Origin of the sequence: Inquilinus sp. CA228 (assembly GCF_052078665.1) — a bacterium.
Lineage (GTDB): Bacteria > Pseudomonadota > Alphaproteobacteria > DSM-16000 > Inquilinaceae > Inquilinus.
Map to the genome: position 1 here is coordinate 52,520 of NZ_JBQJIK010000032.1, position 22,493 is coordinate 75,012.

The window sequence follows — 22,493 nt, forward strand, 5'->3', positions numbered from 1 at the left end:
TCTACGATGCCCGAAGCTGCGTCCAGCGGAACAGCCGGCGAGGTTGCCCGCCTGCAAGCAGCGCTGGCACGGGATGTGCCCGGCGGGATCACGGACGCGCCCGACGGCGAACAGAGATGGGCGGCCCTGGCGCAGACCGAGATCAAGGCCCGCGGCCACGCCATCCGTCGCCCGCAGCTGGTGGTGGTGGTCGATCGCAACCCCGCCGTCCAGGAGATGCGCATCCTGCTGGCGCAGCCCTCCGGCGGCTGGCAGAGCCTCGGCGGCGTCAAGGTCTCGACCGGGCAGGAGGGGCGGAACGGCTATTTCATCTCGCCGACCGGTGTGTTCCTGCACACGGACGAGATCCTCGACTGGCGCGCCGAAGGCACCTTCAACGCGAACGGCATCCGCGGCCTCGGCCTGGCGGGCATGCGGGTGTGGGATTTCGGCTGGCAGACCGCCGAGCGGGGCTGGGAGGCGGAGGGCCGGGAATCGACCATCCGGCTGCTGGTGCACGCAACCGACCCGGATTATCTCGAGCAGCGCCTTGGCCGCCCGGCCTCCAAGGGATGCATCCGCGTCCCGGGCCCGATGAACGTCTTCCTCGACCGCAACGGCATCCTCGATGTCGACTATGAGGCGGCGGCGAAGTCCGACCCGCGCTACGATGCGGTGCTGCGCCCCGACCGCACCCCGACGCCGCTGGCCGGCAACATGCTGGTGATCGTGGATTCCGCCGCGGGCTACGGGGCCACGGCGCAGGCCCGGTAGGCGGCCTACTCGGTCTGCACCCCGCGCTCGCGCAGCATCGTCACCAGGGCGTCGCGCTGCGGCAGATAGTCGTCGCGCAGCAGGCCCAGCAGATGGGCGTCGAGGAACTGGCCGCCCTTGCGCACATGCTGGCGCAGCAGCCCCTCCTCCTGGAAGCCGAAGCGCCTGTGCATCCGCACCACGCCCGGATTGCTGGTCAACACCTCGCAGCACAGCTTGTTCAGCTTCAGCTCGAGGAAGACATGGTCCAGCACCTTGAGCTCGACCCAACTGCCGATGCCCTTGCCGCGCAGGTCGCTGGCGCCGAGGTAGAAGGCCCAGGCGCACTTGCTGTTCTGCTGGTCGATATCGACCAGGTTGGCCAAGCCGATCGGCTCACCGGCATCGAGGATGATCCAGTAGACCCGGCGCGGATCGGCGATGGCGCGGGCGAACCAGGCATCGTGCTCCGGTCGCGTGATGACGTGGTCGGTGTACTGGTGGACCGCGACATGCGGCAGGTTCCGCCAGGTGAACAGCCGGTCGGAATCCCTCGGCTCGACCCGCCTCAGGCTCAGCATTCCTGTGATCCCCCGATCGTCGTCTTTCGTGCTGTGATAGGCTGGGCCACTCGCCGCTGCCAGGGGCCGCGGCGAGTGATCGGACCGACCGTCCCAGCCTACGCCGCCAAAGCCCGCCGGCGTTCCTCCACCACCTGCTCGGCGATCCGGCCCATCAGCTCCTGCAGATGGTCGAAGCGGGCGGTGAAGCTGCCGACGCCGAGCGTGACCGAGCGCAGCTCGACCGCAAGGCCATGCATCTCCGATTCCGGCAGCTGGCAGTCGATCAGGTCCCAGCCGGTCCAGCCCTCGCGCGCGGTCATACCGAGGATCTGGCCGCGCCGGCTGGAGACGATGGCGTGCACCTTGGCGGTGTATTCCGCCGGCACCGCGATGGTCACCGCCTGGATCGGCTCCAGCAGCACCGGGTCGCAATTCGCCAGCCCCTCGGACATCGCCATCTGCGCCACGGTGCGGAAGGCCTGGTCGGAGCTGTCGACCGAATGGTGCTGGCCGTCGGTCAGGGCCACGGCGAGGTCGACCACCGGAAAGCCCAGCGGGCCCCGGACCATGGCTTCGCGCGACCCCGCCTCCACCGCCGGGATGTAGTTCTTCGGCACGGCGCCGCCGACCACCTTGTTCTCGAACACGAAGCCGGCGCCGCGCGGCATCGGCCGGATCTCGACCTGGATGTCGGCGAACTGGCCGTGGCCGCCGGTCTGGCGCTTGAAGCGGGAATGCTGCCTGGTCGGCCGCCGGATCGTCTCGCGATAGGCGGTGCGGGTCGGCACCGTGGTCACCGAAACGTTGAACCGGCTCTTCAGCCGCTCGACCGCGATCTGCAGCTGGATGTCGCCCTGCCCGGCCAGGGTCAGCTCGCCGGTCGCGTCGATGTGATGCACCGACAGCGCCGTGTCCTCCTCGCACAGCTTGGCCAGCGAGGTGGTCAGCTTGACGTCGTCCTTGCGGTCCGACAGCGACAGCGCCACGGCGTGCACCGGCTCCGCCGGCTTCGGCCAGTTCCAGGTCGCCTCGGCGGTGCCGTCGGCGCGCAGCGTCTGGCCGGTGGCGAGGTCGTCGAGCCGGGCGATGCCGACGATCTCGCCGGCCCAGGCCTCGGCCAGCTTCTGGTTCTCGCCGCCCTTCAGCCGGTACACGCCGGAGATGCGGCGGCTGCCGAGATTGCTGTTGTCGGCCAGCCGGCCGCTCCACAGCCGCGCCAGGCTGAGCTTGCCGGTGTGCGGCTGGTGCTGGGTCTTGAACACGGTGGCGGCGAAGCCGCCATGGGCGTCGTAGCCGAGCCGGGTGGCCGCCGCCTCATGCGCGGGGGCCTCGTGGCGCAGCGCCTTCCACAGCCGGGTGACGCCGTTGCCGTGCTCGGCCGAGCCGAAGAACACCGGCACGATCAGGTCCTGCTGCAGGTCGCGGGTGAGCTGGGTGTAGATCTCCTTCGGCGCCGGGATCTTGTCCTCGAGCAGCTGCTCCAGCAGCGCGTCGTCGAAATCGGCCAGGGATTCGAGCAGGGTCTGGCGCGCCTCGTCCTGGCGCGGCTTGATGTCGCCCGGCGCCTCGATCAGGTCGGAGGACTGGTTCTCGCGCCATTTGTAGGCGCGGCCGCTGACCAGGTCGACATAGCCGGAGACGCTGTCGCCGTCGCGGATCGGCACTTCACGCAGCAGCAAGGGGCGGGCCGAGACCTGCTGCAGGGCGGCCAGCAGGTCGCGCATGCGGATGCCGGACCGGTCCATCTTGTTGATGAACAGGATGTGCGGGATCTCGTGCTCGTCCAGGAAGCGCAGCAGCGGCGCCAGGATCACGGCGCGGTCCGGATCGGCCTCGGCCACCACCACGGCGATATCGGTGATCATCAGCGCGGCCATGGCGTCCTGCGCCAACTCGACCGAGCCGGAGCAGTCGATCAGGGTCCAGTCCTCGTCGAGATAGCGGCAGGAGGCCAGGTTCGGCTCGATCGTCATCTGCCGGGCGCGGGATTCGGGCGAGGCGTCGCCCACGGTGTTGCCCTGGGCCACGCTGCCCTTGCGCGGGATCGCGCCGGCGCTGTGCAGCAGCGCCTCCATCAGCGTGGTCTTGCCGCTCGAATACGGCCCGACCAGGGCCGCGCTACGGAATCTGGGGGCAGGGCGTTCCTGCGGCATGCGCATCCTCCCTTGTGCACGGGCCCGCCATGCCGACCGGGACCAATGCCCGATCACTGCGGGCCCTTTTGGAGGGTCAGCATGACACTTCCGCGACGATCGGCACAATCCCGATCTGAGCGGCCGAACCGCTATCGCCGGCGGGCCAGATCGGTCTTCGAGAAATCGTCTCCCTTGTAGAGCAATGGTACGTCATGGGACTTCGCCGCGGCGTAGGCGAAACAGTCGCCCATATTGAGCGCGGCGGGGTGGCGCCCTTTCCCGAGACGATCGAATGCGGTCAGGGCAATGTCCATTTCAGCTTCACCGATCGGCACGATCCGGATATCGCCCGCCGACAGGAAACGCGCAACGACATCCCGAGCTTCGGGCACGCTGTAGGAGCGGATGCGGCACAGCGCCGTGACCGTTTCATAGACAGCGATTGCCGATGTCATCCGGTTTTCGGCGGCAGCAAGGTCGTCGGCAAGCTGGACAGCTCCGGTCTCGCCAACCAGCATGGCGATCATCGCCGAGGCGTCGACGAACATCAGACGTCGCCGCTGAGCTCGTCAAAAAATTGCTTGTCTGCAACGAGACCAGTCGCCGGACGGGACAAAACCTCGGCGCGCAGTTTGGCGATGCGTTCCTGCAACGGAACCGTCTCGTCCTCCCGGCGCAACTCATTGCGGACCGCCAGCTTCACGGCCTCGGTCAGGCCGATCCGCCGGCGCCGTGCGAGCTCGCGCACCAGTCCATCGGCTTCCACGTCTCGAATGTGAAAGGGCATCACAGGCCTCCTGTTATCCGGATAGATAATCCCAGATATCCATCTAGACAACGACGACCATCACGCAATCGACCCCGGCGTGAAGGTCGGAACCACCGTGACCGGGCGGCCCGGCAGGTCCAGCGCGGTCACCCGCTCCGGCGTGCGGGCGATCATCCGGCCGGCACGCAGCACCAGCAGGCGGGTCGCCTTCAGCCGCACCGCCTCGAACGGATCGGCGGCCTGCAGCAGCACCAGATCGGCCCGGCAGCCGGGCGCCAGGCCGTAGCCGTCGAGCTCCAGGATCTTCGCCGCCTCGGTGGTCACCGCGGCGAAGCAGCGGCCGATGGCGTCGAGCGCGGTCATCTGCCCGACATGCACCGCCATATGCGCCACCTCCAGCATGTCGGCCGACCCCATCGCGTACCACGGGTCCATGACGCAGTCCTGGCCGAGGGCGACGGTGATGCCGGCCGCCATCAGCTCCGGCACCCGGGTCATGCCGCGGCGCTTCGGATAGGTGTCGTGGCGGCCCTGCAGGGTGATGTTGATCAGCGGGTTGGCGATCGCCGCCACCCCGGCCTCGCGCATCAGCGGGATCAGCTTCGAGACGTAGTAGTTGTCCATCGAATGCATCGAGGTCAGGTGCGACCCCGTCACCCGACCGCCGAGGCCGAGGCGATGGGTCTCCGCCGCCAGCGTCTCGATGTGGCGGGACTGCGGGTCGTCGCTCTCGTCGCAATGCAGGTCGACCGGCAGCCCCCGCTGCGCCGCGATCTCGCACAGCCGGCGCACCGAGGCGGCGCCGTCGGCCATGGTCCGCTCGAAATGCGGGATGCCGCCGACCACGTCGACGCCGAGGTCGAGCGCGCGCAGCAGGTTGCGCTCGGCGGTGGCGGAGCGGTACAGCCCGTCCTGCGGGAAGGCGACCAGCTGCAGGTCGAGATAGGGCGCGACCCGGCGCTTGACCTCGAGCAGCGCCTCGACCGCCAGCAGCCGGTCGTCGCAGACATCGACATGGCTGCGGATCGCCAGCAGCCCCTGCGCCACCGCCAGGTCGCAATAGGCCAGCGCCCGGGCGATCACCGCCTCCTGCGTCAGCTGCGGCTTCAGCTCGCCCCACAGCGCGATGCCCTCGAGCAGCGTGCCGGACCGGTTCAGCCGCGGCAGGCCGAGCGACAGCGTGGCATCCAGGTGAAAATGGGAGTCGACGAAGGGCGGCGTCACCAGCCGGCCGCCGGCGTCGATCTCGTCGCGTCCCTCCGCCGCCAGGTGCGGCTCGACCGCGACGATGCGGCCGTGCTCGACGCCGATGTCGATGCCGGTGCGGCCGTCGGGCAGGTTGGCGTTGCGCAGGACGAGATCCATGGCGGGACTGGCCTTCGGGAATTTCACTGAGGGAAAAGCGCCGCCGACGATAGCATGCGGCCAGTGCATGGAAAGACGGGAGAGCACCCATGTTCCACACGACATGGGGCGAGATCCGCCGGGCCCGGCCCGACGAGGCGGAGGTGATCCGGACCCTGGTCCGGCGCGCCTATGCGAAATGGATCATCAGCGTCGGGATCGAGCCGAAGCCGATGCGCGCCGACTATGTCCGCGCCCTGGCCGAGCACGAGATCTGGGCGATCGACGGCATCCATGGCTGCATCGCCCTGATCGAGCTGAGGCCCGAGCCCGACCACCTGCTGATCGTCAATGTCGCGGTCGACCCCGGCCATCAGGGTCGCGGCCTCGGCGGCCGGCTGCTGGACTTCGCCGAGCGCGAGGCCCGGCGCCGCAGCATCGCCGAGCTGCGGCTCTACACCAACATCCGGATGTCGGAGAACCGCGCCCTCTACGCCGCCCGCGGCTACAGCGAGACGCATCAGGAGCAGCGGGGCGAGTACACCATCGTGCACATGGCGAAGCCAATCCCCGCTGCCTGATTGCTCCCGCCGCCTACAGCACGAAATCGGCGGCGACGAGGCCGATCGTGCCGGTCAGCTGGATGTGGAAGTCGGCGGTGCCGTCGCCGTTGACGTCGCCGGCGACGGTGGTGACGCCGGGGGCGCTGAAGGCGAAGCGCAGCTGACCCGCCACGCCGGTGAAGAGCGCGTTGCCGATGAAGCTGAAGGCCTGGTCGCCGGCCACCGTGGTGTTGGCGTCGATCGCCGCCAGGTCGAGGCGGTCGGCCTGGGCGTGGCTGAAGTCGGTGATGACGTCGGCATTGGCCCCGACCGCGCTGTCGCCGAGGGCGGTGAACCGGAACTGGTCCGCCCCGGCGCCGCCGGCGAGCGTGTCCTTGCCGGCCCCGCCCGTGAGGACATCGTTGCCGTTCCAGCCCTGCAGCGTGTTGGCGCCGACAGTCCCGCCGAGCGTGTCGTTGCCCTGACTGCCGGAAAGATTCTCGATCCCGGTCAGGGTATCGCCCTGGGAGTCGCCGCCGATACCGGTGCCGGCGGCGAGGCTGACCGCGACCCCGACCGCGCTGGTATAGTAGCTGGCGGTGTCGATGCCGGCGCCGCCGTCCAGCGCGTCGGCCCCCGCCCCGCCGCGGAGCACGTCGTCGCCGTTCCAACCCTGCAGGTTGTTGGCCCCGGCGTTCCCGACCAGGGTGTCGCTGCCCTGGCTGCCATTGATGTTCTCGATCCCGATCAGGGTATCTCCCTGGGCGTCGCCGCCCGCACCGGTGCCGCCGGCGAGGCTGACCGTGATGCCGACCGCGCTGTCATAGTAGCTGGCGGTGTCGGTGCCGGCGCCGCCGTCCATCACATCGGCCCCCGCCCCGCCGCGGAGCACGTCGTTGCCGTTCCAGCCCTGCAGCGTGTTGGCCCCGGCATTCCCGGTGAGGCTGTCATTGCCCTGGCTGCCGGAGAGGATCTCGATCTCGGTCAGGGTGTCGCCCTGGGCGTCGCCGCCGAGACCGGTGCCGGTGACCAGGCTGACCGTGACCCCGACCGCGCTGTCATAGTAGCTCGCAGTGTCGGTGCCGGCGCCGCCCTCGAGGACGTCGACGCCGGCGCCGCCGCGGAGCACGTCGTTGCCGTTCAGGCCCCGCAGCGTGTTGGCCTCCGCGTTCCCGACCAGGGTATCGTTGAGCTGAGTGCCGATGATATTTTCGATCCCGATCAGGATATCGCCCTGGGCGTCGCCGCCGCTGCCGATGCCGGTGGCGAGGCTGACCGTGATCCCGGCCGCGCTGTCGGAATAGATCGCGGTATCGTTGCCGGCGCCGCCGTCCAGCGTGTCGGCCCCGGCCCCGCCGCGGAGCACGTCGATGCCGGCCAGGCCTTCGAGCCTGTCGTTGCCAGCCATGCCGATGAGCGTGTCGGCGCCGCCATAGCCGGACAGCACATTGGCCGCGGCCGAGCCGGTCAGGACGTCGTTGAAGCCGTCGGTGCCGGCGATGTTCTCGATGTCGGCGCCGATCACGTCGCCATCGGCATCGCCGCCGGACGCCGTCAGGGTGGTCAGGTTGACCGTCACCCCGGCCGGGCCGTCATAGCTGATGGTGTCGATGCCGGCGCCGCCGGACAGGGTGTCCGCACCGGCGCCCCCGGTGAGGAGATCATTCCCGTCGCCGCCGCTGAGCGTGTCGTTCCCGGCCAGGCCGGCCAGCTCGTCGGCGCCAGCCTGGCCGGTCAGCAGATTGGCGACGGCAGAGCCGGTCAGGGTGTCGTTGAAGCCGGTGCCGCGGACGTTCTCGATGTCGGTGCCGAAGCTGTCGCCCTCGGCGTCCCCGCCCAGGGCGGTGAAGGTGGTCAGGTCGATGGTCACCGCGGTCGAGCCGTCATAGGCGATGGTGTCGCTGCCGGCCCCGCCGAGCAGTAGGTCCCCCCCGGCGCCACCCAGGAGCACATCGTTGCCAGAGCCGCCGTCGAGTTGGTCGTCGCCGTCCAGGCCGTTGAGCGTGTCGTTGCCGCCACTGCCGAGCAGGAGGTTGCCCTGGACCGACCCGGTCAGGACGTCGTCGAACCCGTTCGTGCCCTGGATGTTCTCGATGTCGCTGCCGATGCTGTCGCCCTGGGCGTCGCCGCCGACGCCGACGCCGCCGATGGTCACCGTCACCCCGGCCGGGCCGTTGTAGACGATGGTATCGACGCCGGCGCCGCCGTTCAGCGTGTCGGCGCCGGCCCCGCCTTCGAGCATGTCGTCGCCGCTGGTGCCGTTCAGGTCGCTGATCCCGCCATGGAGCACGTCGTTCCCGGCCCCGCCGAAGAGGAAATCGTTGCCGGCGCCGCCATTGATGTCGTCGTTGCCGTCCCGGCCGTCGATCGTGTCGCGGCCGCCCAGGCCGCGCATGTCGTTGGCCCCGGCCGACCCGGTCAGGCCGTCGATTTGGTTCGAGCCGTAGACATCCTCGATGTCCGGACCGATCACATCGCCCTGCGCGTCGCCCCCGGACGCCGTCAGCGCCGAGAGGTCGATCGCCACGCCGTCGATGCTGGAGGCGTAGGTGATCCGGTCTACGCCGGCGCCGCCGTTCAGCGTGTCCGCGCCGGCGCCGCCCTGGAGGATATCGTTGCCGTCGCCGCCGGTCAGGATATCCGTGCCGTCGCCCGCGGTCAGGGTGTCGTCGCCGGCGCCGCCGTCGAGTTCGTCATTGCCCTGGCCCGCGACGTTCCCGGCGGTCAGCGTGTCGTTGCCGTCGAGGCCGGAGAGGATGTTGTTGCCGGCCCCGCCGACCAGCCGGTTGTCGGCGGCCGAGCCGATCAGCGTGTCGTCGAAATCCGATCCATCGATGTTCTCCATATCGGCGCCGACCGCGTCACCCTGGGCGTCGCCGCCGCTGCCGGTGCCGCCGATCGTGACGGTCACCCCGGCGGCGCTGTCGCGGTAGTCGGCGGTGTCGACCCCGGCCCCGCCGTTCAGGAAATCCGCCCCGACTCCGCCGATGAGCCGGTCGTTCCCGTCGCCGCCGTTCATGGTGTCCCGGCCGCCGAGACCGGTGAGGGTGTCGTTGCCGCCGAGGCCGTTGATGGTGTCGTTGTTGGCCGTGCCGTCGAGGAAATCGATGAACTCGGTGCCGTTGATGACCGCCATGATGAATCCCTGATCGGAAAACGAGAATTTTCTTGTCCGATCCTGCCGGAAAAGGATGCTAATGACGGTTCGTTTTGCAGTTATTTTGTTGCGCGATTTTCGCCCGATCAGCCGCTGATCGCGCCGCGGAGCAGCGCCATGGCGACCGCCTCCGCACGGCTGCCCGCCCCGAGCTTGCGCATGGCCGAGGCGACATACTCATTGACGGTGTAGACCGACAGCGACAGCCGGCGCGCGACCTCCTTGCTCGATGCGCCGCGGGCGATCCAGGTCAGGCAGTCGCATTCGCGCGGGGTCAGCGGCGACCGGGACGCCGGGGCCGTGGGCAGCGCCATGGCGGGCGCGGATGTTCCCACCGTGGCGAGCCCGCGCTCGATCCGCAGCGCCCGGCTGAGATGCGGCCCGATCGCGCGCAGCGTCCGGACCTGTTCGTCATCCCAGTCCGGCCGCCGCCGGGGCCGCCAGACCGACAGCATCGCCGACAGGTTGCGCCGGTCGAAATCCACCCAGTACAGGCCGTGGTCCTTGCCCTGCGGCCGCATGAAGTCGTTGTAGAACTCCGTGCGGTGATAATCCGCGTTCGGGATCAGCGCCGAATGGGCGAAGGTAGAGCCGGGCTCCAGCCGCGGCAGCAGCGGCAGCAGCGGCAGCAGCGGCAGCAGCTTGTGGAAATGCGCGTTGTAGCGCTCGACATAATCGGGGTCGGTCTCGGACGCCATGGTCGCGGGGCACGATGCGGCCGGGCTGATCCGGCGCAGCACCACCGCCTCGCCGCCCAGCGCCGCGCCGAGCACGCGCAGCACCGCGAGCCAGTCTTCGTTGCCGATGCCGGCGTCATAGATCTGGTCGATCAGCCCGAGGACCGAGTGGTCGTCCGCCCGGGCGAAGGACGGCGAAACATCGACCGCCGGCCGAGCCGCCGACCTGCCGATGGAACGGCCTTGCATGATATCCCCTCTCTCTCGCACGCCAGGCGGGGCCCGGCGCTGCACATGCCGTGCATAAGAGAATACTGGATCTGACCGGATCTTGTCGCGGTGATGGAGCGCACACCCTCAGAATTTGCTGCGAAAGCTCGCCTTGGAGTCGGAGCGAACCCTCAGAACAGGCTCTCCAGCGGTCTCGGCCGCTCGACCGCGAACCCCTGGGCCTGGTCGATCCCCATGGCACGCACCAGGGCGAGCGTCTCGTCATCCTCGACCTGCTCGGCGACCGTGACGGCGCCGAGGCGATGGCCGATCGCATTGATCGATTCGACGATGGCGCGGTCGACCGCGCTGGTCGTGATCTGGCGGATGAAGCCGCCGTCGATCTTCAGCCCGTCGACCGGGAACTGCCGGAGATAGGCGAAGGAGCTGAGGCCGCTGCCGAAATCGTCGAGCACCACGGCGCAGCCGGCGGCCCGCGCCTTGGCGACGAACCGGCTGGCCGCGGCCAGGTTGTTGATCACCGCGGTCTCGGTGATCTCGAGATGCAGGCGCCCGGATGCGAGGCCGGAGGCGGCCAACTCCTCCTTCAGGAAGGGCCAGAGGAACGGGTCGTCCAGCGTGTTGGCCGAGAGGTTGATGCCGATCGAGAGATCGGGCGCGGCGCGCAGCTGCGGGCCATAGCCGTGCAGCGCGGTGCGGATCACCCAGCGGTCGATGTTGCCCATCAGATCGTATCGTTCCGAGGCCGGGATGAACCCGGCCGGCGCGACCAGATCGCCATTGTCGTCCTGCATCCGCAGCAGAATCTCGAAATGGCGCGCTTGCGGCGCCCCGGGCCGCAGATCGCGAATCTCCTGCGCGAACAGCCGGAACCGGTTGGCCTCGATCGCGTCGCGGATGCCGGCCGCGACCTGGATCTCGCGGCGATGGCGCTGCGCCGCGCTGCCGTCGCCGCCATAGACCGACGCCCGGCTGCGCCCGGCCGTCTTGGCGGTGTAGCAGGCGACGTCCGCCTGGCTCAGCAGCTCGTCCGCCCGGGTCCCGTCGGCGGCGACCACGGTCAGCCCGATGCTGGCGCCGATCGGATAGGCCTTGTCGTCCCAGGTGAAGCGCAGCCCGGCCACGGCGCGGATGATCTGCCGGGCGATGGTGACGCCGTCGCCGATCGCGCAGTCGCGCAGCAGCAGGGCGAATTCGTCGCCGCCGAGCCGGGCGACCAGGTCGCCCTCGCGGCCGCGCCGGCGCAGCAGGTTGGCGACCTCGCGCAGCAGCGCGTCGCCGGCGGCGTGGCCGGCGCCGTCATTGACGATCTTGAACCGGTCGAGATCCATGAAGCACAGCACGTGCTCGCGCCCGTCGCGCTGCGCCTGTTCGCAGGCCTCGCGCAGCGCCCGCTCGAAGGCCAGGCGGTTGGGCAGGCCGGTCAGGCTGTCATGGCTGGCGGAATGCGCCAGCGCCTGCTGCAGCGTGCGGTCGCGGGTGACGTCCTGGAACACCAGCACCGCGCCGATGATCTCGCCCGCCGGGGTGCGCAGCGGCGCCGCCGAATCCCGGATGTGCCGCCGCTCGCCGCCCCGCGCCAGCAGGACGACGTCGTCGTCGAGATGGTAGGGCTGCATCCGTTCGAGGCAGGATTCCACGGGATCGGGAACGGCGGCGCCGGCCTCGTCGATCAGGCGGAAGACCTGGCGCAGGGGCTGGCCCATCGCCTCCTCCGCCGGCCATCCGGTCATCTGCTCGGCGGCCGGGTTCATGAAGGTGACCCGGGCCAGCGCATCGGTCGAGATCACCGCGTCGCCGATCGAATGCAGGGTGACCCGCAGCCGCTCCTTCTCCTCGAACAGCGCCTCGGCCAGGTCGACATGGTCGGTGATGTCGGTGTGGGTGCCGATGATCCGCCGCGCCCGGCCGTCCTCGGCGCGCTCGACCACCTTGCCGCGGTCGAGGATCCAGCGCCAGGACCCGTCCTTGGCCCGCATCCGGTGCTTCAGCACGAAGTCGGGCGACCGGCCGGCGAGGTGGTCGTCGATGATCGCCCAGCAGCTGGGCAGGTCGTCCGGATGCACCCGGTCGGACCATTCGCCGACGGTGGCGCCGATCTCGTCCTCCTCATGGCCCAGCATCGCCTTCCATTGGCGCGAGTAGAAGACGTGCCCGGTGTCGATGTCCCAGTCCCAGATGCCGTCGCCCGCCCCGTCGAGGGCGAACTGCCAGCGCGCCTCGCTGCGGCGCAGCGCCGCCTCGGCCGTCTTCATCTCGGTCAGGTCGCGCGAGGTGCCGATCAGCCCGATGACGGCGCCGTGCTCGTCCCGCAACGGCGCCTTGGCCGAGGAGTAGATGCGTGACACGCCGGCGACCACGGCGACCTCTTCGGTCGTGAAGGTCTCCCCCGTCTCCAGGGCGTGGCGATCGTTCTCGATCAGCGCCCGGGCCGTCTCGGCCGGGAAGATCTCGGTGTCGTGGCGGCCGATGACGTCGATCCCCGCCCGCCCCATGACCTTCTCGACAGCCGGATTGACGAGGAGGTAGCGGCCGTCGCGGTCCTTCACATAGATCAGGTCGGGCGTGCCCTTCATCACCGCCTGCAGCAGGGCCAGGGTGTCGTGCAGACGCCGGTTGCGCTCGACGTCGTCGGTGATGTCCCAGCAGGCGCCGAGGCCGCGCAGCAGCGACCCGTCGGACGCATAGGTCAGCCGGATCGAGGCGCGGATGTGTCGGGTCGTGCCCGACGCCTGGTGCAGGACCCGGTAGTCGACCCGGTATTGGGCGGCATGATCGCGCTCGGCCGCGTCGTGGATGCGGGTGACTCGCTCCACATCGTCCGGAGGAAGAATGCGACGGAGGCCCTCGGGTGTGTGGTCATAGGTGTCCGGGGTCACCCCGTGGAGCTCATGCGTCCGGGCGTCCCAGAGGCGTTCGCCGGTCTTGAAGTCGATCTCGTAGATGCCGACGCCGCCGGCGTCGAGCGCGACCTCCAGCCGCTCGTTCAGGGCGGACAGCCGCGCTTCCGCCTGCTTGTGGTCGGTGATGTCCCAGTTGGTCCCGACCGCGCGCAGCGGCGAGCCGTCGGCGGCCCGGATCACCCGGGCCAGGGACCGGACATGCCGCACCGCGCCCGAAGCCAGGATCCGGTAGTCGGCCTGATAGATCGAGGTCTGCTGCAGCGCGACGTCGTATTGCCGCATCACATGCGGGATGTCGTCGGGGTGGATCAGCCGCAGCCAGCCTTCCAGCGTGCCGTCGAAGCCGTCCGGCGGCAGCCCGTACAGCGCATGCATCCGCTCGTCCCAGCGGTACCGGCCGGTAACGAAGTCGAGCTCGTAGATGCCCACCCCGCCGGCCTCGATCGCGACCTGCAGCCGTTCGTGCAGGGTCCCGGCCCTGGCCTCGGCTTCGGTCTGGGCCGTGACATCGGTGTTGGTCCCGATCAGGCGCAGCGGCCGACCGTCCGGCGCGCGCTGCACCACCTTGCCGCGGGCGAGAATCCAGACCCACCGCCCGTCCTTGTGCTGCAGGCGGTAGGTCATGTCGTAATCGGAGTCGCGGCCGGCGACGAGGCGGTCGAAGGCCAGCAGCACCCGGTCGACATCATCCGGATGCATCCTGCTGCGCCACCAGCCGTCCCCGACCTCGCGGATCTCGCCCTCGGGGAAGCCGAGCATCGCCGGGCACTGGCGCGAGCGCCAGATCCGGCCCTCGGCCAGGTCCCAGTCCCAGATCCCCTGCCCGGCGCTGCTCATGGCGACGTTCCAGCGCAGCTCGCTGGCGGTGAGGTCCGCCTCCGCCTGCTTCTGCGGCCCGATGTCGACGATCTGCAGGATGTAGTGGGTCGGCGGGCCGTCGGCCGCGTCGCGCAGGGCCGATGCAGTCACCATCCCCCAGAAGGTCTCGCCGCTCTTGCGGACATAGCGCCGCTCGGCGCGCGGGGTCTCGACGTCGCCGCGCCGCAGCGCGTCGAGGCCGTCCTGCACCGCCGCCCGGTCGTCGGGATGGACGATGTCGTCGACGGTGCGGCCGACGCACTCCTCCGCCGTGTAGCCGAACATGGCGCAGAAGGCGGAATTGACCTGCAGGCAGCGGCCATCCGGCCCCGCGATCGCCATGCTGACCGCCGCCTGGTCGATGATCCGGCGCAGCAAATCCATCTTGCCGGGAAGGACGGGCGGTTTCCGGCGCCCTGGCCCTCGTCCGGGACTATCGTTCATAACATCACTGCTCGACGACCATGGTGGCACTCGCAATGGGCACAGCCTTCACGATAGGCCGTTATCGCGAGTGACGGAATTCCGGAGCGGATGATGAATGTGACGATGCGCACGGCCGAAGCGGCCGACCTGCCGGCGATCCTGCGGCTGCTGGCGGACGACCCGCTTGGCAAGACCCGCGAGACCGCGGTCGAGGCGCCCTACCAGGCCGCCTTCGCCGCGATCGCCGCCGACCCGAACCAGGAGGTGGTGGTGGCGGAGCTGGACGGAAAGGTGGTCGGCTGCTTTCAGCTCAGCTTCATCCCCGGCCTGTCGCGTCGCGGCGCTTGGCGGGCGCAGATCGAATCCGTCCGTATCGATTCGGCGCTGCGCGGCCGCGGCGCGGGCCAGGCGATGATGGAATGGGCGATCGCCAAGGCCCGGGCGCGCGGCTGCGCCCTGGCCCAGCTGACCACCGACAAGCGCCGGCCCGACGCCCACCGCTTCTATGCCCGGCTCGGCTTCGTCGCCAGCCATGAGGGCATGAAGCTGGAGCTGTGAGGGGCATCGGCCAGGCTGTTCGCCAGGGGAATCACCATGGCCGCGCCCAAGCTCGTGCCGGAGCTCTATGTCTCGGACATCGACCGCAGCCGCCGCTTCTACACCGGTGTGCTGGGCTTCGCCGTGCTGTATGACCGGCCGGAGGAGCGCTTCGCCTATCTGGTGCGGGAGGGCGCGGCGCTGATGCTGGATCAACCCGCCGACCCGGGCCGGACCTGGCTGGCCGGGCCGCTGGAGCATCCCTATGGCCGCGGCGTCAACTTGCAGATCGAGGTCGCGGACCTCGACACGCTACACGCCGCTGTCCTCGCCAGCGGTGCCCCCATCGAACGGCCTCTGGAGGAGCGCTGGTACCGGCGCGACACCAGGCTCCTCGGCCAGCGCCAGTTCGTGGTCCAGGATCCCGACGGCTATCTGCTGCGCTTCTTCCGAAACCTCGGCTCGCGGCCGGCCTCGGCAGGAGAAGGCTGATGCTGTTCAAGCGCCCGGTCCTGGACCGCATCGCCGTCGGCACGGTCACCCTCGCCTTCCGCCGCTGGCGCCGGCCGACGGTGCGGGCAGGCGGCACCCTGACCACGCCGGTCGGGGTGCTGGCGATCGAGGCGGTCGAGATCGTCGCCGCCGACCGCATCACCGAGGCGGAGGCCCGCCGGGCGGGAGTCGCTGGCCGGGACGACCTGCTCGCCGGCCTGGGGCCGGCGGAGGGCGAGCTCTATCGCATCGCCTTCCGTCTGCAGGGCGAGGATCCGCGCACGGCGCTGCGGCAGCAGGACGACCTCACGGCCGAGGACGTCGCGGCGCTGCGCGAGCGGCTGGACCGGCTCGACCGCTCGGCCCGGCACGGCGTCTGGACCCGGGCGGTGCTGCAGCTGATCGGCGAACAGCCCGGCACCCGGGCGCCGGAACTCGCCGCCCGCTTCGGCCGCGACACCGCCGCCTTCAAGACCGATGTGCGCAAGCTGAAAGCGCTGGGCCTGACCGAGAGCCTGGAGGTCGGCTACCGCCTGTCGCCGCGCGGCCGCGCTTTGCTCGACCGGATCGGAGACGGGTGAGCCGCCGGGCGGGGTTACGCCGCCCGGTGCTCCAGCGCGAACAGCCGCTCGAACTCGGCGATCGTCGATTCCTGCTCCGGCACCAGCGTCCGGAAGATCGTCGCGGCGAAGGCGATCGGCGCCGTTCCCGGCGCGGTGATCACCAGCCCGTCGCCGACGCAGGGCCGGTCCTGATAGTGGACCCGGCCGCGATAGGCCGGCACGTGGCCGGCCAGGAACTCCAGGCTATTGCTGGTGTGCGGCCGGTCGTCCAGGAGGCCGGCGGCGGCCAGGGCCAGGGTTCCGGCGCAGATCCCGGCGCTCGGCTTGCCCGCCTGCGCCCGGGCCTGCAGCGCCGAGGTCACCGGAGCGAAGGGCCCCTGCTGCGCCCAGCCGTCGCTGCCGACCAGGAGCAGCATGTCGGCGGCTGTCGGGTCGAGGTCGGCGATCGCCCGGTCGGGCTGCAGCAGCAGGCCGCCGATCGACCGGACCGGCTTGCCATCCAGGCTGACCGCGATGGTCTCGCCCCCGCCCACCCATTCGCGCCCGGCCAGCGCCGGACCGGCCTCCCAATCCGCCCAGCCGTCGAGGAACACAGCGGCGATGCTCTTGGCCATGGCTTCCTCCTGAATGAGTTCTTTATTTGTTCCTACCATGGATTCGGCGCCAGGGCCATCACCCATCGGCCTTGACGCCCGAGCCTTGACGCCCTGGAGCCCCGCCCGCATGGTCGCGGCAGCTTCGGACGGAATCGGCGGGACCGCCTTGGACGACGCCAGCCCAAGCAAGGATGGAGCGGCCGGGCTGACGCTGCGGCCGGCCACGGATGCCGATGCCGGCACGCTGGCGGCGATCCACCGCCGGGCCCGCGAATCGGCGGCGATCCCGAACCTGCACAGCCGCACCTCGATCCGCCGCTTCCTGCTGCGCACCATCCGGCAGTCGCAGGTGATGATCGCCTGCCGCGACGGCGCGCCGGTGGGCTATGCCGCGCTCCACAATGGCTGGCTCGACCAGCTCTACATCCACCCCGAGCATCACCGCCGCGGCATCGGTACGGCGCTGCTGGCCTGGGCCCGGCGCGACACCCCCGGGCTGCGCCTCTACTGCTTCGCCCACAACGCCCGCGCCCTCGCCTTCTACCGGTCGCATGGCGGCGTGATTCTCAGCGAGGGCGACGGCTCCGACAACGAGGAAGGCCTGCCCGATCTGCTTCTGGGTTTCCCTGAAAGCTGAGGAATCTCGGGCAACCCCGTGATTCCCATGCTGAATCCGCATGCGGAACGACTTGAACTCTGCGATTCCGCGCTTGCGCAAGCCACGAAACTGACACAATATCTGGGGCCTTGATACGGGAAACCACCCACGGGTAGGGTCAGCCACAAGAATCGGATCTGTGGCGATTCTCTCGCGGGCGGGACCGGATCGGGGTCCGGAAAGCCGCCGGATTCTGCGGCTCACGGAAAGTATCCGCAGGTTTCTCACTGGGTATTAACTGACCTGTCCACTGATTTATCCACAGGAGAATTAGAATCTGAATTTCAATACTTGTTTTTTGACTTATGATGAAGGTTCTTTGACTGGTCTGTGGCGGCTTGGCGACGCGAGTCGCTGAACGGGTTCGGCGCGGGGATGTGCTCCCCGCTGGGTATCAGGCGGGGGTCGCGGACAGCGCGACGGATGAAGGAGGATCGGGGGCCATGCGGATCGAACGGCGTTTCACGGCCGATGGGCACGACGCCTATGAGGGGATCGAGTTCCGGTCGGCGACCAGCGAGATCCGCAATCCCGACGGCTCGGTGGTGTTCCGCCAGACCGACATCGAGGTGCCGGCCGAGTGGAGCCAGGTCGCGTCCGACATCCTGGCGCAGAAATACTTCCGCAAGGCCGGCATCCCGGCCCGGCTGAAGCGCGTCCGCGAGAAGGGCGTGCCGGACTTCCTGTGGCGCAGCGTCCCCGACGAGAAGGCCCTGGCCGAGCTGCCCGAATCCGAGCGCGTCTGCGCCGAGCGCACCGCGACCCAGGTGTTCGACCGCCTGGCCGGCACCTGGGCCTATTGGGGCTGGAAGGGCGGGCTGTTCGATTCGGCCGCCGACGCCCGCGCCTATTTCGACGAGATGCGCTACATGCTGGCGCAGCAGATGGCGGCGCCGAACAGCCCGCAATGGTTCAACACCGGCCTGCACTGGGCCTATGGCATCGACGGCCCGGCCCAGGGCCATTGGTATGTCGACGACAAGACCGGCGAGCCGCGCCTGTCCGACAGCGCCTATGAGCGGCCGCAGCCGCATGCCTGCTTCATCCAGTCGGTCGCCGACGACCTGGTGAACGAAGGCGGCATCATGGATTTGTGGGTCCGCGAGGCCCGGCTGTTCAAATACGGCTCCGGCACCGGCTCGAACTTCTCCAAGCTGCGCGGCGAGGGCGAGCGCCTGTCGGGCGGCGGCCGCTCCTCCGGCCTGATGAGCTTCCTCAAGATCGGCGACCGTGCCGCCGGGGCGATCAAGTCGGGCGGCACCACCCGCCGCGCCGCCAAGATGGTCACGGTCGACATCGACCACCCGGACATCGAGACCTATATCGACTGGAAGGTGGTGGAGGAGCAGAAGGTCGCGGCCCTCGTCGCCGGCTCCAAGCTCGCCCGCAAGCACCTGAACGAGGTGATGGAGGCGTGCCACGGCACCTCCGACGCCGAAACGGGCGACCGCTTCGACCCGAAGCAGAACAAGGCGCTGAAGCGCGCCATCATCGGCGCCCGCAAGGCGATGCTGCCGGAGAACTACGTCCAGCGCGTCATCCACTTCGCGCGCCAGGGCTACACCGGCCTCGACTTCAAGGTCTACGACACCGATTGGGATTCGGACGCCTACCTCACCGTCTCCGGCCAGAACTCGAACAACTCGGTCCGCCTGACCAACACCTTCCTCGAAGCGGTGCAGCAGGATGGCGACTGGCAGCTGATCCGCCGCATCGACGGCAAGGTCTCGAAGACGTTGAAGGCCCGCGACCTGTGGGAGAAGATCGGCCACGCCGCCTGGGCTTCGGCCGATCCCGGGCTGCAGTTCGACACCACTATCAACGAGTGGCACACCTGCCCGGATTCGGGGCGGATCAACGCCTCGAACCCGTGCTCGGAATACATGTTCCTGGACGACACGGCCTGCAACCTGGCGTCGCTGAACCTGATGACCTTCCGCCGGGCGGACGGGTCCTTCGACGTGCCGGCCTTCGAGCATGGCTGCCGGCTGTGGACCATCACCCTCGAGATCGCGGTGATGATGGCGCAGTTCCCGAGCCGCGAGATCGCCCGCCTGTCCTACGAGTTCCGCACCCTCGGCCTGGGCTACGCCAATATCGGCGGCCTGCTGATGGCCGCGGGCATCTCCTATGACAGCGTCGACGGCCGCGAGCTCTGCGGCGCCATCACCGCGCTGATGACCGGCGTCGCCTATGCCACCTCGGCCGAGATGGCCAAGGCGGTCGGCCCCTTCCCCGGCTACCAGAAGAACTCGGCCGCCATGCTGCGGGTGATCCGCAACCACCGGCGTGCCGCCTATGGCGAGGCCGACGGCTATGAGGGCCTGTCGATCGCCCCGGTGCCGCTGGAGGCCGATGCCTGCCCGGACCAGGAGCTGGTCGCCGCCGCCCGCCGCGCCTGGGACCGCGCGCTCGGCCTCGGCGAGGCGCATGGCTACCGCAACGCCCAGGCGACGGTGATCGCGCCGACCGGCACGATCGGCCTGGTGATGGATTGCGACACCACCGGCATCGAGCCCGACTTCGCCCTGGTGAAGTTCAAGAAGCTGGCCGGCGGCGGCTACTTCAAGATCATCAACCGGGTGGTGCCGGAGGCGCTGCGCGTCCTCGGCTACGGCGACGACCAGATCGAGGCGATCATCCGCTACGCCGTCGGCCACGGCACGCTGGAGACCTCGCCGGCGATCGGCTGGGCGGCGCTGAAGGCCAAGGGCTTCACCCAGGCCGCGATCGACGCGGTCGAGCTGGGCCTCAAATCGGCCTTCGACATCAAGTTCGTGTTCAACCGCTACAGCCTCGGCGACGATTTCCTGACCGGGACGCTGAAGGTGCCGGCGGCGGCGCTGGACGACGTGACCTTCGACCTCCTCGCCTTCCTCGGCTTCTCCAGGGCCGAGATCGAGGCGGCGAACACCTTCTGCTGCGGCGCCATGACCCTGGAGGGGGCGCCGGAGCTGAAGGACGAGCACCTGCCGGTGTTCGACTGCGCCAACCCCTGCGGCCGCATCGGCAAGCGCTTCCTGTCGGTCGACAGCCACATCCGCATGATGGCGGCGGCGCAGCCCTTCATCTCGGGCGCGATCTCCAAGACCATCAACATGCCGAACGCGGCGACGGTCGAGGACTGCAAGGACGCCTACCTGCTGTCCTGGCAGCTCTGCCTCAAGGCCAACGCGCTCTACCGCGACGGCTCGAAGCTGAGCCAACCGCTCAATTCCGCCCTGCTCGACGACGATGCCGAGGACGAGGAGGACAGCCTGGTCGACCGCATCATCGAGGCCCCGACCGGCGTCCGCGCGCCGATGGTGGCGGAGCGGATCGTCGAGCGGGTGATCGAGCGGATCGTCGACAAGACCGGCATCCGCGGAAAGCTGCCGCACCGCCGCAAGGGCTACACCCAGAAGGCGATCGTCGGCGGCCACAAGGTCTATCTCCGCACCGGCGAATACGACGACGGCAAGCTGGGCGAGATCTTCATCGACATGCACAAGGAGGGCGCCGCCTTCCGCAGCCTGATGAACAACTTCGCCATCGCCATCTCGATCGGGCTGCAGTACGGCGTGCCGCTGGAGGAGTTCGTCGAGGCCTTCACCTTCACCCGGTTCGAGCCTTCGGGCCCGGTGCAGGGCAACGACGCCATCAAGATGGCGACCTCGATCATCGACTACATCTTCCGCGAGCTGGCGGTGTCCTATCTCGACCGCAGCGACCTGGCGCACGCGACTCCGGACGACCTGACGCCGGACACGGTCGGCAAGGGCGTGACCCAGGACGACGGCAAGATTCCGGCCGTGGCCGCGGCGCCGATCCGCAAGGTGGCGTCCACCGGCTTCGTCCGCGGCAACTTCCGGGTGTTCGAGGGCGGCAACGTCCGCGACGTCGCGGTCGCCCGGGTGGCCGAGATGCAGGAGCTGGTCAGCGGCGTGGCGACGGCGCTGAGCACCGAGGGTGCGACGGCCCTGGCGCCGGAGCCGGTGCCGCTGCGCAGCGCGGCCTTGAACGGCACGGCGGATGTCCGCCTGGCCAAGATCCGCGAGGCACGGGCCAAGGGCTATGAGGGCGACCCCTGCCCCGAATGCCAGAACATGACTTTGGTGCGGAACGGCACCTGCCTGAAATGCGAGACCTGCGGCGGCACCACCGGCTGCAGCTGAGGCCCGGAGGGCGATAGGAAGCGAGAAGAAAAGAGGTGCCTGGGCGCGAGCCCGGGCACTTTCTTGTTTGTTACAGGCCCCTTTCTTTGTCATTGCCGGGCTTGGCCCGGCAATCCAGAGTGCGTCGACATTTTCTGGATGCCCGGATCAAGTCCAGGCATGACATTGAGATGATTGATCGCCTGACGAGGGATTCGGTGTGAAGCCGACCGACTACCTGCTCACGGTACGCCCGCTGGCTGTAGAGGACGGCGGCGGCTTTCTTGCTGAGGCGCCGGATCTGCCAGGCTGCATGTCCGATGGCGAGACGCCGCAGGAGGCAGTGACCAACGTTCTTGATGCAATCGCCAGTTGGATCGAAGCGGCTGAAGAGCAAGGCCGACCTGTACCAAAGCCGTCACGTGCAGCTTAGACTTAATCCACACCAAGATTTAACAAATATTGTTTGGAGTGTCGGTAAGGGGTATTTCGGAAGGTGTCATTTTGGTCCGGAGAGCCCTCCTCGGATCGAAGACAGCCTGCCTAGATCCTTAGCCAAGCGACACTACCCAGAATTCAGATACTCCGCGAGCGGGCCTGCTGTCGGCGTGCGCTTCCACCACCATTCTGATGATTCGTTGATCCGAAAATAGCGCCTCAAAACGCGCCCGATGTCGACTTGGGTCGCCGCAAGGAATTCGCCGTCGGCTTGTTCGATCAAAATAACGAGTTTGGTGCGGAGAGGCTCGTCGCACTCCCTAAGCACGACCTCAAGCCCATCGCGCGTGGTTAGATCGTTGGTGTAATCGTCAATCGTACCGCGATATCGATTCACGGAAGTGCAAAGCGCTTGCCAATCCCGTAGCAGCCGAACGGTCGTGACATGCTTGGCCCAGCCCTGAGCACGAAGGCGGCCGTCGATCCTGTCGAGAATGGCTTGCTCAGAGGCGTCAAAGCTGAGCGCTTCCGAATTGTTCATGCTGCCAGTTTCGCAGCCTGTCGGTTTCAACTCCAGGGGAAGTTCGCTTAGCGAAAATGTCAGCAAAGGTGCGAATCCAGCCGGCGCCACAACTGCGCGATAGCAGGCTCGGCCGTCTATCGGAGAGCCTTCGGTCGTCATCGGCCCGACCCAGGGCTCATAAGACGAGCTTTGAGGGACCAATCGTCCCAGCCAGCC

The 22,493-nt window shown here is 68.9% G+C and carries 18 protein-coding genes; 8 read left to right on the forward strand and 10 right to left on the reverse strand.

Annotated elements, in window-relative coordinates; genetic code table 11:
- The first annotated feature begins 6 nt into the window (after positions 1 to 6).
- A complete protein-coding gene (locus ACTOWL_RS17510) occupies positions 7 to 753 on the forward strand; it encodes a hypothetical protein (RefSeq protein WP_441322539.1) in 747 nt (248 codons plus the stop codon).
- A gap of 5 nt (positions 754 to 758) precedes the next feature.
- Here ACTOWL_RS17510 and pseH read toward each other — a convergent pair whose 3' ends face one another.
- From pseH to ACTOWL_RS17535, 5 genes are all read right to left on the reverse strand, one after another.
- Positions 759 to 1,313 carry a UDP-4-amino-4,6-dideoxy-N-acetyl-beta-L-altrosamine N-acetyltransferase gene (gene pseH / locus ACTOWL_RS17515; protein WP_441322540.1) on the reverse strand — a complete coding sequence of 185 codons (555 nt, stop codon included), beginning with the start codon at positions 1,311 to 1,313 and terminating at the stop codon, positions 759 to 761.
- A gap of 98 nt (positions 1,314 to 1,411) precedes the next feature.
- Positions 1,412 to 3,448: an elongation factor G gene (locus tag ACTOWL_RS17520; RefSeq protein ID WP_441322541.1), complete on the reverse strand. Its 2,037-nt coding sequence runs from the start codon at positions 3,446 to 3,448 to the stop codon at positions 1,412 to 1,414.
- 131 nt (positions 3,449 to 3,579) lie between these two features.
- A complete protein-coding gene (locus ACTOWL_RS17525) occupies positions 3,580 to 3,978 on the reverse strand; it encodes a type II toxin-antitoxin system VapC family toxin (RefSeq protein ID WP_441322542.1) in 399 nt (132 codons plus the stop codon).
- Complete coding sequence (locus tag ACTOWL_RS17530) at positions 3,978 to 4,217, reverse strand: type II toxin-antitoxin system VapB family antitoxin (protein ID WP_441322543.1); 240 nt, start codon at positions 4,215 to 4,217, stop codon at positions 3,978 to 3,980. Before ACTOWL_RS17530 ends, ACTOWL_RS17525 begins: the two co-directional genes overlap by 1 nt.
- Before the next feature lie 60 nt (positions 4,218 to 4,277).
- Positions 4,278 to 5,564, reverse strand: a complete 1,287-nt coding sequence (locus ACTOWL_RS17535) for an amidohydrolase family protein (protein WP_441322544.1) — start codon at positions 5,562 to 5,564, stop codon at positions 4,278 to 4,280.
- An 89-nt stretch (positions 5,565 to 5,653) separates the two neighbouring features.
- Here ACTOWL_RS17535 and ACTOWL_RS17540 point away from each other — a divergent pair, with 89 nt between their 5' ends.
- Positions 5,654 to 6,124, forward strand: coding sequence for a GNAT family N-acetyltransferase (locus ACTOWL_RS17540; RefSeq protein WP_441322545.1), 471 nt, complete (start codon positions 5,654 to 5,656; stop codon positions 6,122 to 6,124).
- 13 nt (positions 6,125 to 6,137) lie between these two features.
- On the opposite strand, the gene ACTOWL_RS17545 is transcribed toward ACTOWL_RS17540, so the two are convergent.
- The 3 genes from ACTOWL_RS17545 to ACTOWL_RS17555 all read right to left on the reverse strand — a co-directional run bounded on the left by ACTOWL_RS17545 (position 6,138) and on the right by ACTOWL_RS17555 (position 14,289).
- Positions 6,138 to 9,221 (reverse strand): beta strand repeat-containing protein, encoded by a 3,084-nt coding sequence (locus ACTOWL_RS17545; RefSeq protein ID WP_441322546.1) that lies wholly within the window; start codon positions 9,219 to 9,221, stop codon positions 6,138 to 6,140.
- A gap of 107 nt (positions 9,222 to 9,328) precedes the next feature.
- Positions 9,329 to 10,168 (reverse strand): helix-turn-helix transcriptional regulator, encoded by an 840-nt coding sequence (locus tag ACTOWL_RS17550; RefSeq protein ID WP_441322547.1) that lies wholly within the window; start codon positions 10,166 to 10,168, stop codon positions 9,329 to 9,331.
- Positions 10,169 to 10,320: 152 nt separating this feature from the next.
- Positions 10,321 to 14,289 carry a PAS domain-containing protein gene (locus tag ACTOWL_RS17555; protein ID WP_441322548.1) on the reverse strand — a complete coding sequence of 1,323 codons (3,969 nt, stop codon included), beginning with the start codon at positions 14,287 to 14,289 and terminating at the stop codon, positions 10,321 to 10,323.
- A gap of 171 nt (positions 14,290 to 14,460) precedes the next feature.
- Here ACTOWL_RS17555 and ACTOWL_RS17560 point away from each other — a divergent pair, with 171 nt between their 5' ends.
- From ACTOWL_RS17560 to ACTOWL_RS17570, 3 genes are read left to right on the forward strand one after another with little or no spacing between them, the layout of a single operon-like run.
- Positions 14,461 to 14,895: a GNAT family N-acetyltransferase gene (locus tag ACTOWL_RS17560; RefSeq protein ID WP_441322563.1), complete on the forward strand. Its 435-nt coding sequence runs from the start codon at positions 14,461 to 14,463 to the stop codon at positions 14,893 to 14,895.
- Positions 14,896 to 14,931: 36 nt separating this feature from the next.
- Positions 14,932 to 15,366 carry a bleomycin resistance protein gene (locus tag ACTOWL_RS17565; protein ID WP_441322549.1) on the forward strand — a complete coding sequence of 145 codons (435 nt, stop codon included), beginning with the start codon at positions 14,932 to 14,934 and terminating at the stop codon, positions 15,364 to 15,366.
- Positions 15,366 to 15,947: a hypothetical protein gene (locus tag ACTOWL_RS17570; RefSeq protein WP_441322550.1), complete on the forward strand. Its 582-nt coding sequence runs from the start codon at positions 15,366 to 15,368 to the stop codon at positions 15,945 to 15,947. Before ACTOWL_RS17565 ends, ACTOWL_RS17570 begins: the two co-directional genes overlap by 1 nt.
- 14 nt (positions 15,948 to 15,961) lie before the next feature.
- Here ACTOWL_RS17570 and ACTOWL_RS17575 read toward each other — a convergent pair whose 3' ends face one another.
- Positions 15,962 to 16,543: a DJ-1/PfpI family protein gene (locus ACTOWL_RS17575; protein ID WP_441322551.1), complete on the reverse strand. Its 582-nt coding sequence runs from the start codon at positions 16,541 to 16,543 to the stop codon at positions 15,962 to 15,964.
- Positions 16,544 to 16,652: 109 nt separating this feature from the next.
- On the opposite strand from ACTOWL_RS17575, the gene ACTOWL_RS17580 reads away from it, so the two are divergent.
- The 3 genes from ACTOWL_RS17580 (at position 16,653) to ACTOWL_RS17590 (ending at position 21,749) form a co-directional block, all read left to right on the forward strand.
- Positions 16,653 to 17,162 (forward strand): GNAT family N-acetyltransferase, encoded by a 510-nt coding sequence (locus tag ACTOWL_RS17580; RefSeq protein ID WP_441322552.1) that lies wholly within the window; start codon positions 16,653 to 16,655, stop codon positions 17,160 to 17,162.
- Between the two features lie 464 nt (positions 17,163 to 17,626).
- Positions 17,627 to 21,337: a vitamin B12-dependent ribonucleotide reductase gene (locus ACTOWL_RS17585; protein ID WP_441322553.1), complete on the forward strand. Its 3,711-nt coding sequence runs from the start codon at positions 17,627 to 17,629 to the stop codon at positions 21,335 to 21,337.
- A 199-nt stretch (positions 21,338 to 21,536) separates the two neighbouring features.
- Positions 21,537 to 21,749, forward strand: a complete 213-nt coding sequence (locus tag ACTOWL_RS17590; RefSeq protein ID WP_441322554.1) for a type II toxin-antitoxin system HicB family antitoxin — start codon at positions 21,537 to 21,539, stop codon at positions 21,747 to 21,749.
- A gap of 132 nt (positions 21,750 to 21,881) precedes the next feature.
- Here the strand turns inward: ACTOWL_RS17590 and ACTOWL_RS17595 are convergent, their stop codons facing one another.
- Complete coding sequence (locus ACTOWL_RS17595) at positions 21,882 to 22,436, reverse strand: hypothetical protein (RefSeq protein ID WP_441322555.1); 555 nt, start codon at positions 22,434 to 22,436, stop codon at positions 21,882 to 21,884.
- Positions 22,437 to 22,493 lie beyond the last annotated feature (57 nt).

Bases quoted from the DNA above. Each gene is read 5' to 3' on its own strand.
- ACTOWL_RS17520 (WP_441322541.1), bottom strand. From the start codon at position 3,448: ATGCCGCAGGAACGCCCTGCCCCCAGATTCCGTAGCGCGGCCCTGGTC.
- ACTOWL_RS17575 (WP_441322551.1), bottom strand. From the start codon at position 16,543: ATGGCCAAGAGCATCGCCGCTGTGTTCCTCGACGGCTGGGCGGATTGG.
- ACTOWL_RS17510 (WP_441322539.1), top strand. From the start codon at position 7: ATGCCCGAAGCTGCGTCCAGCGGAACAGCCGGCGAGGTTGCCCGCCTG.
- ACTOWL_RS17545 (WP_441322546.1), bottom strand. From the start codon at position 9,221: ATGGCGGTCATCAACGGCACCGAGTTCATCGATTTCCTCGACGGCACG.
- ACTOWL_RS17565 (WP_441322549.1), top strand. From the start codon at position 14,932: ATGGCCGCGCCCAAGCTCGTGCCGGAGCTCTATGTCTCGGACATCGAC.
- ACTOWL_RS17540 (WP_441322545.1), top strand. From the start codon at position 5,654: ATGTTCCACACGACATGGGGCGAGATCCGCCGGGCCCGGCCCGACGAG.
- ACTOWL_RS17595 (WP_441322555.1), bottom strand. From the start codon at position 22,436: ATGACGACCGAAGGCTCTCCGATAGACGGCCGAGCCTGCTATCGCGCA.
- ACTOWL_RS17525 (WP_441322542.1), bottom strand. From the start codon at position 3,978: ATGTTCGTCGACGCCTCGGCGATGATCGCCATGCTGGTTGGCGAGACC.
- ACTOWL_RS17580 (WP_441322552.1), top strand. From the start codon at position 16,653: ATGGTCGCGGCAGCTTCGGACGGAATCGGCGGGACCGCCTTGGACGAC.
- ACTOWL_RS17585 (WP_441322553.1), top strand. From the start codon at position 17,627: ATGCGGATCGAACGGCGTTTCACGGCCGATGGGCACGACGCCTATGAG.
- ACTOWL_RS17530 (WP_441322543.1), bottom strand. From the start codon at position 4,217: ATGCCCTTTCACATTCGAGACGTGGAAGCCGATGGACTGGTGCGCGAG.
- ACTOWL_RS17550 (WP_441322547.1), bottom strand. From the start codon at position 10,168: ATGCAAGGCCGTTCCATCGGCAGGTCGGCGGCTCGGCCGGCGGTCGAT.
- pseH (WP_441322540.1), bottom strand. From the start codon at position 1,313: ATGCTGAGCCTGAGGCGGGTCGAGCCGAGGGATTCCGACCGGCTGTTC.
- ACTOWL_RS17560 (WP_441322563.1), top strand. From the start codon at position 14,461: ATGCGCACGGCCGAAGCGGCCGACCTGCCGGCGATCCTGCGGCTGCTG.
- ACTOWL_RS17570 (WP_441322550.1), top strand. From the start codon at position 15,366: ATGCTGTTCAAGCGCCCGGTCCTGGACCGCATCGCCGTCGGCACGGTC.
- ACTOWL_RS17535 (WP_441322544.1), bottom strand. From the start codon at position 5,564: ATGGATCTCGTCCTGCGCAACGCCAACCTGCCCGACGGCCGCACCGGC.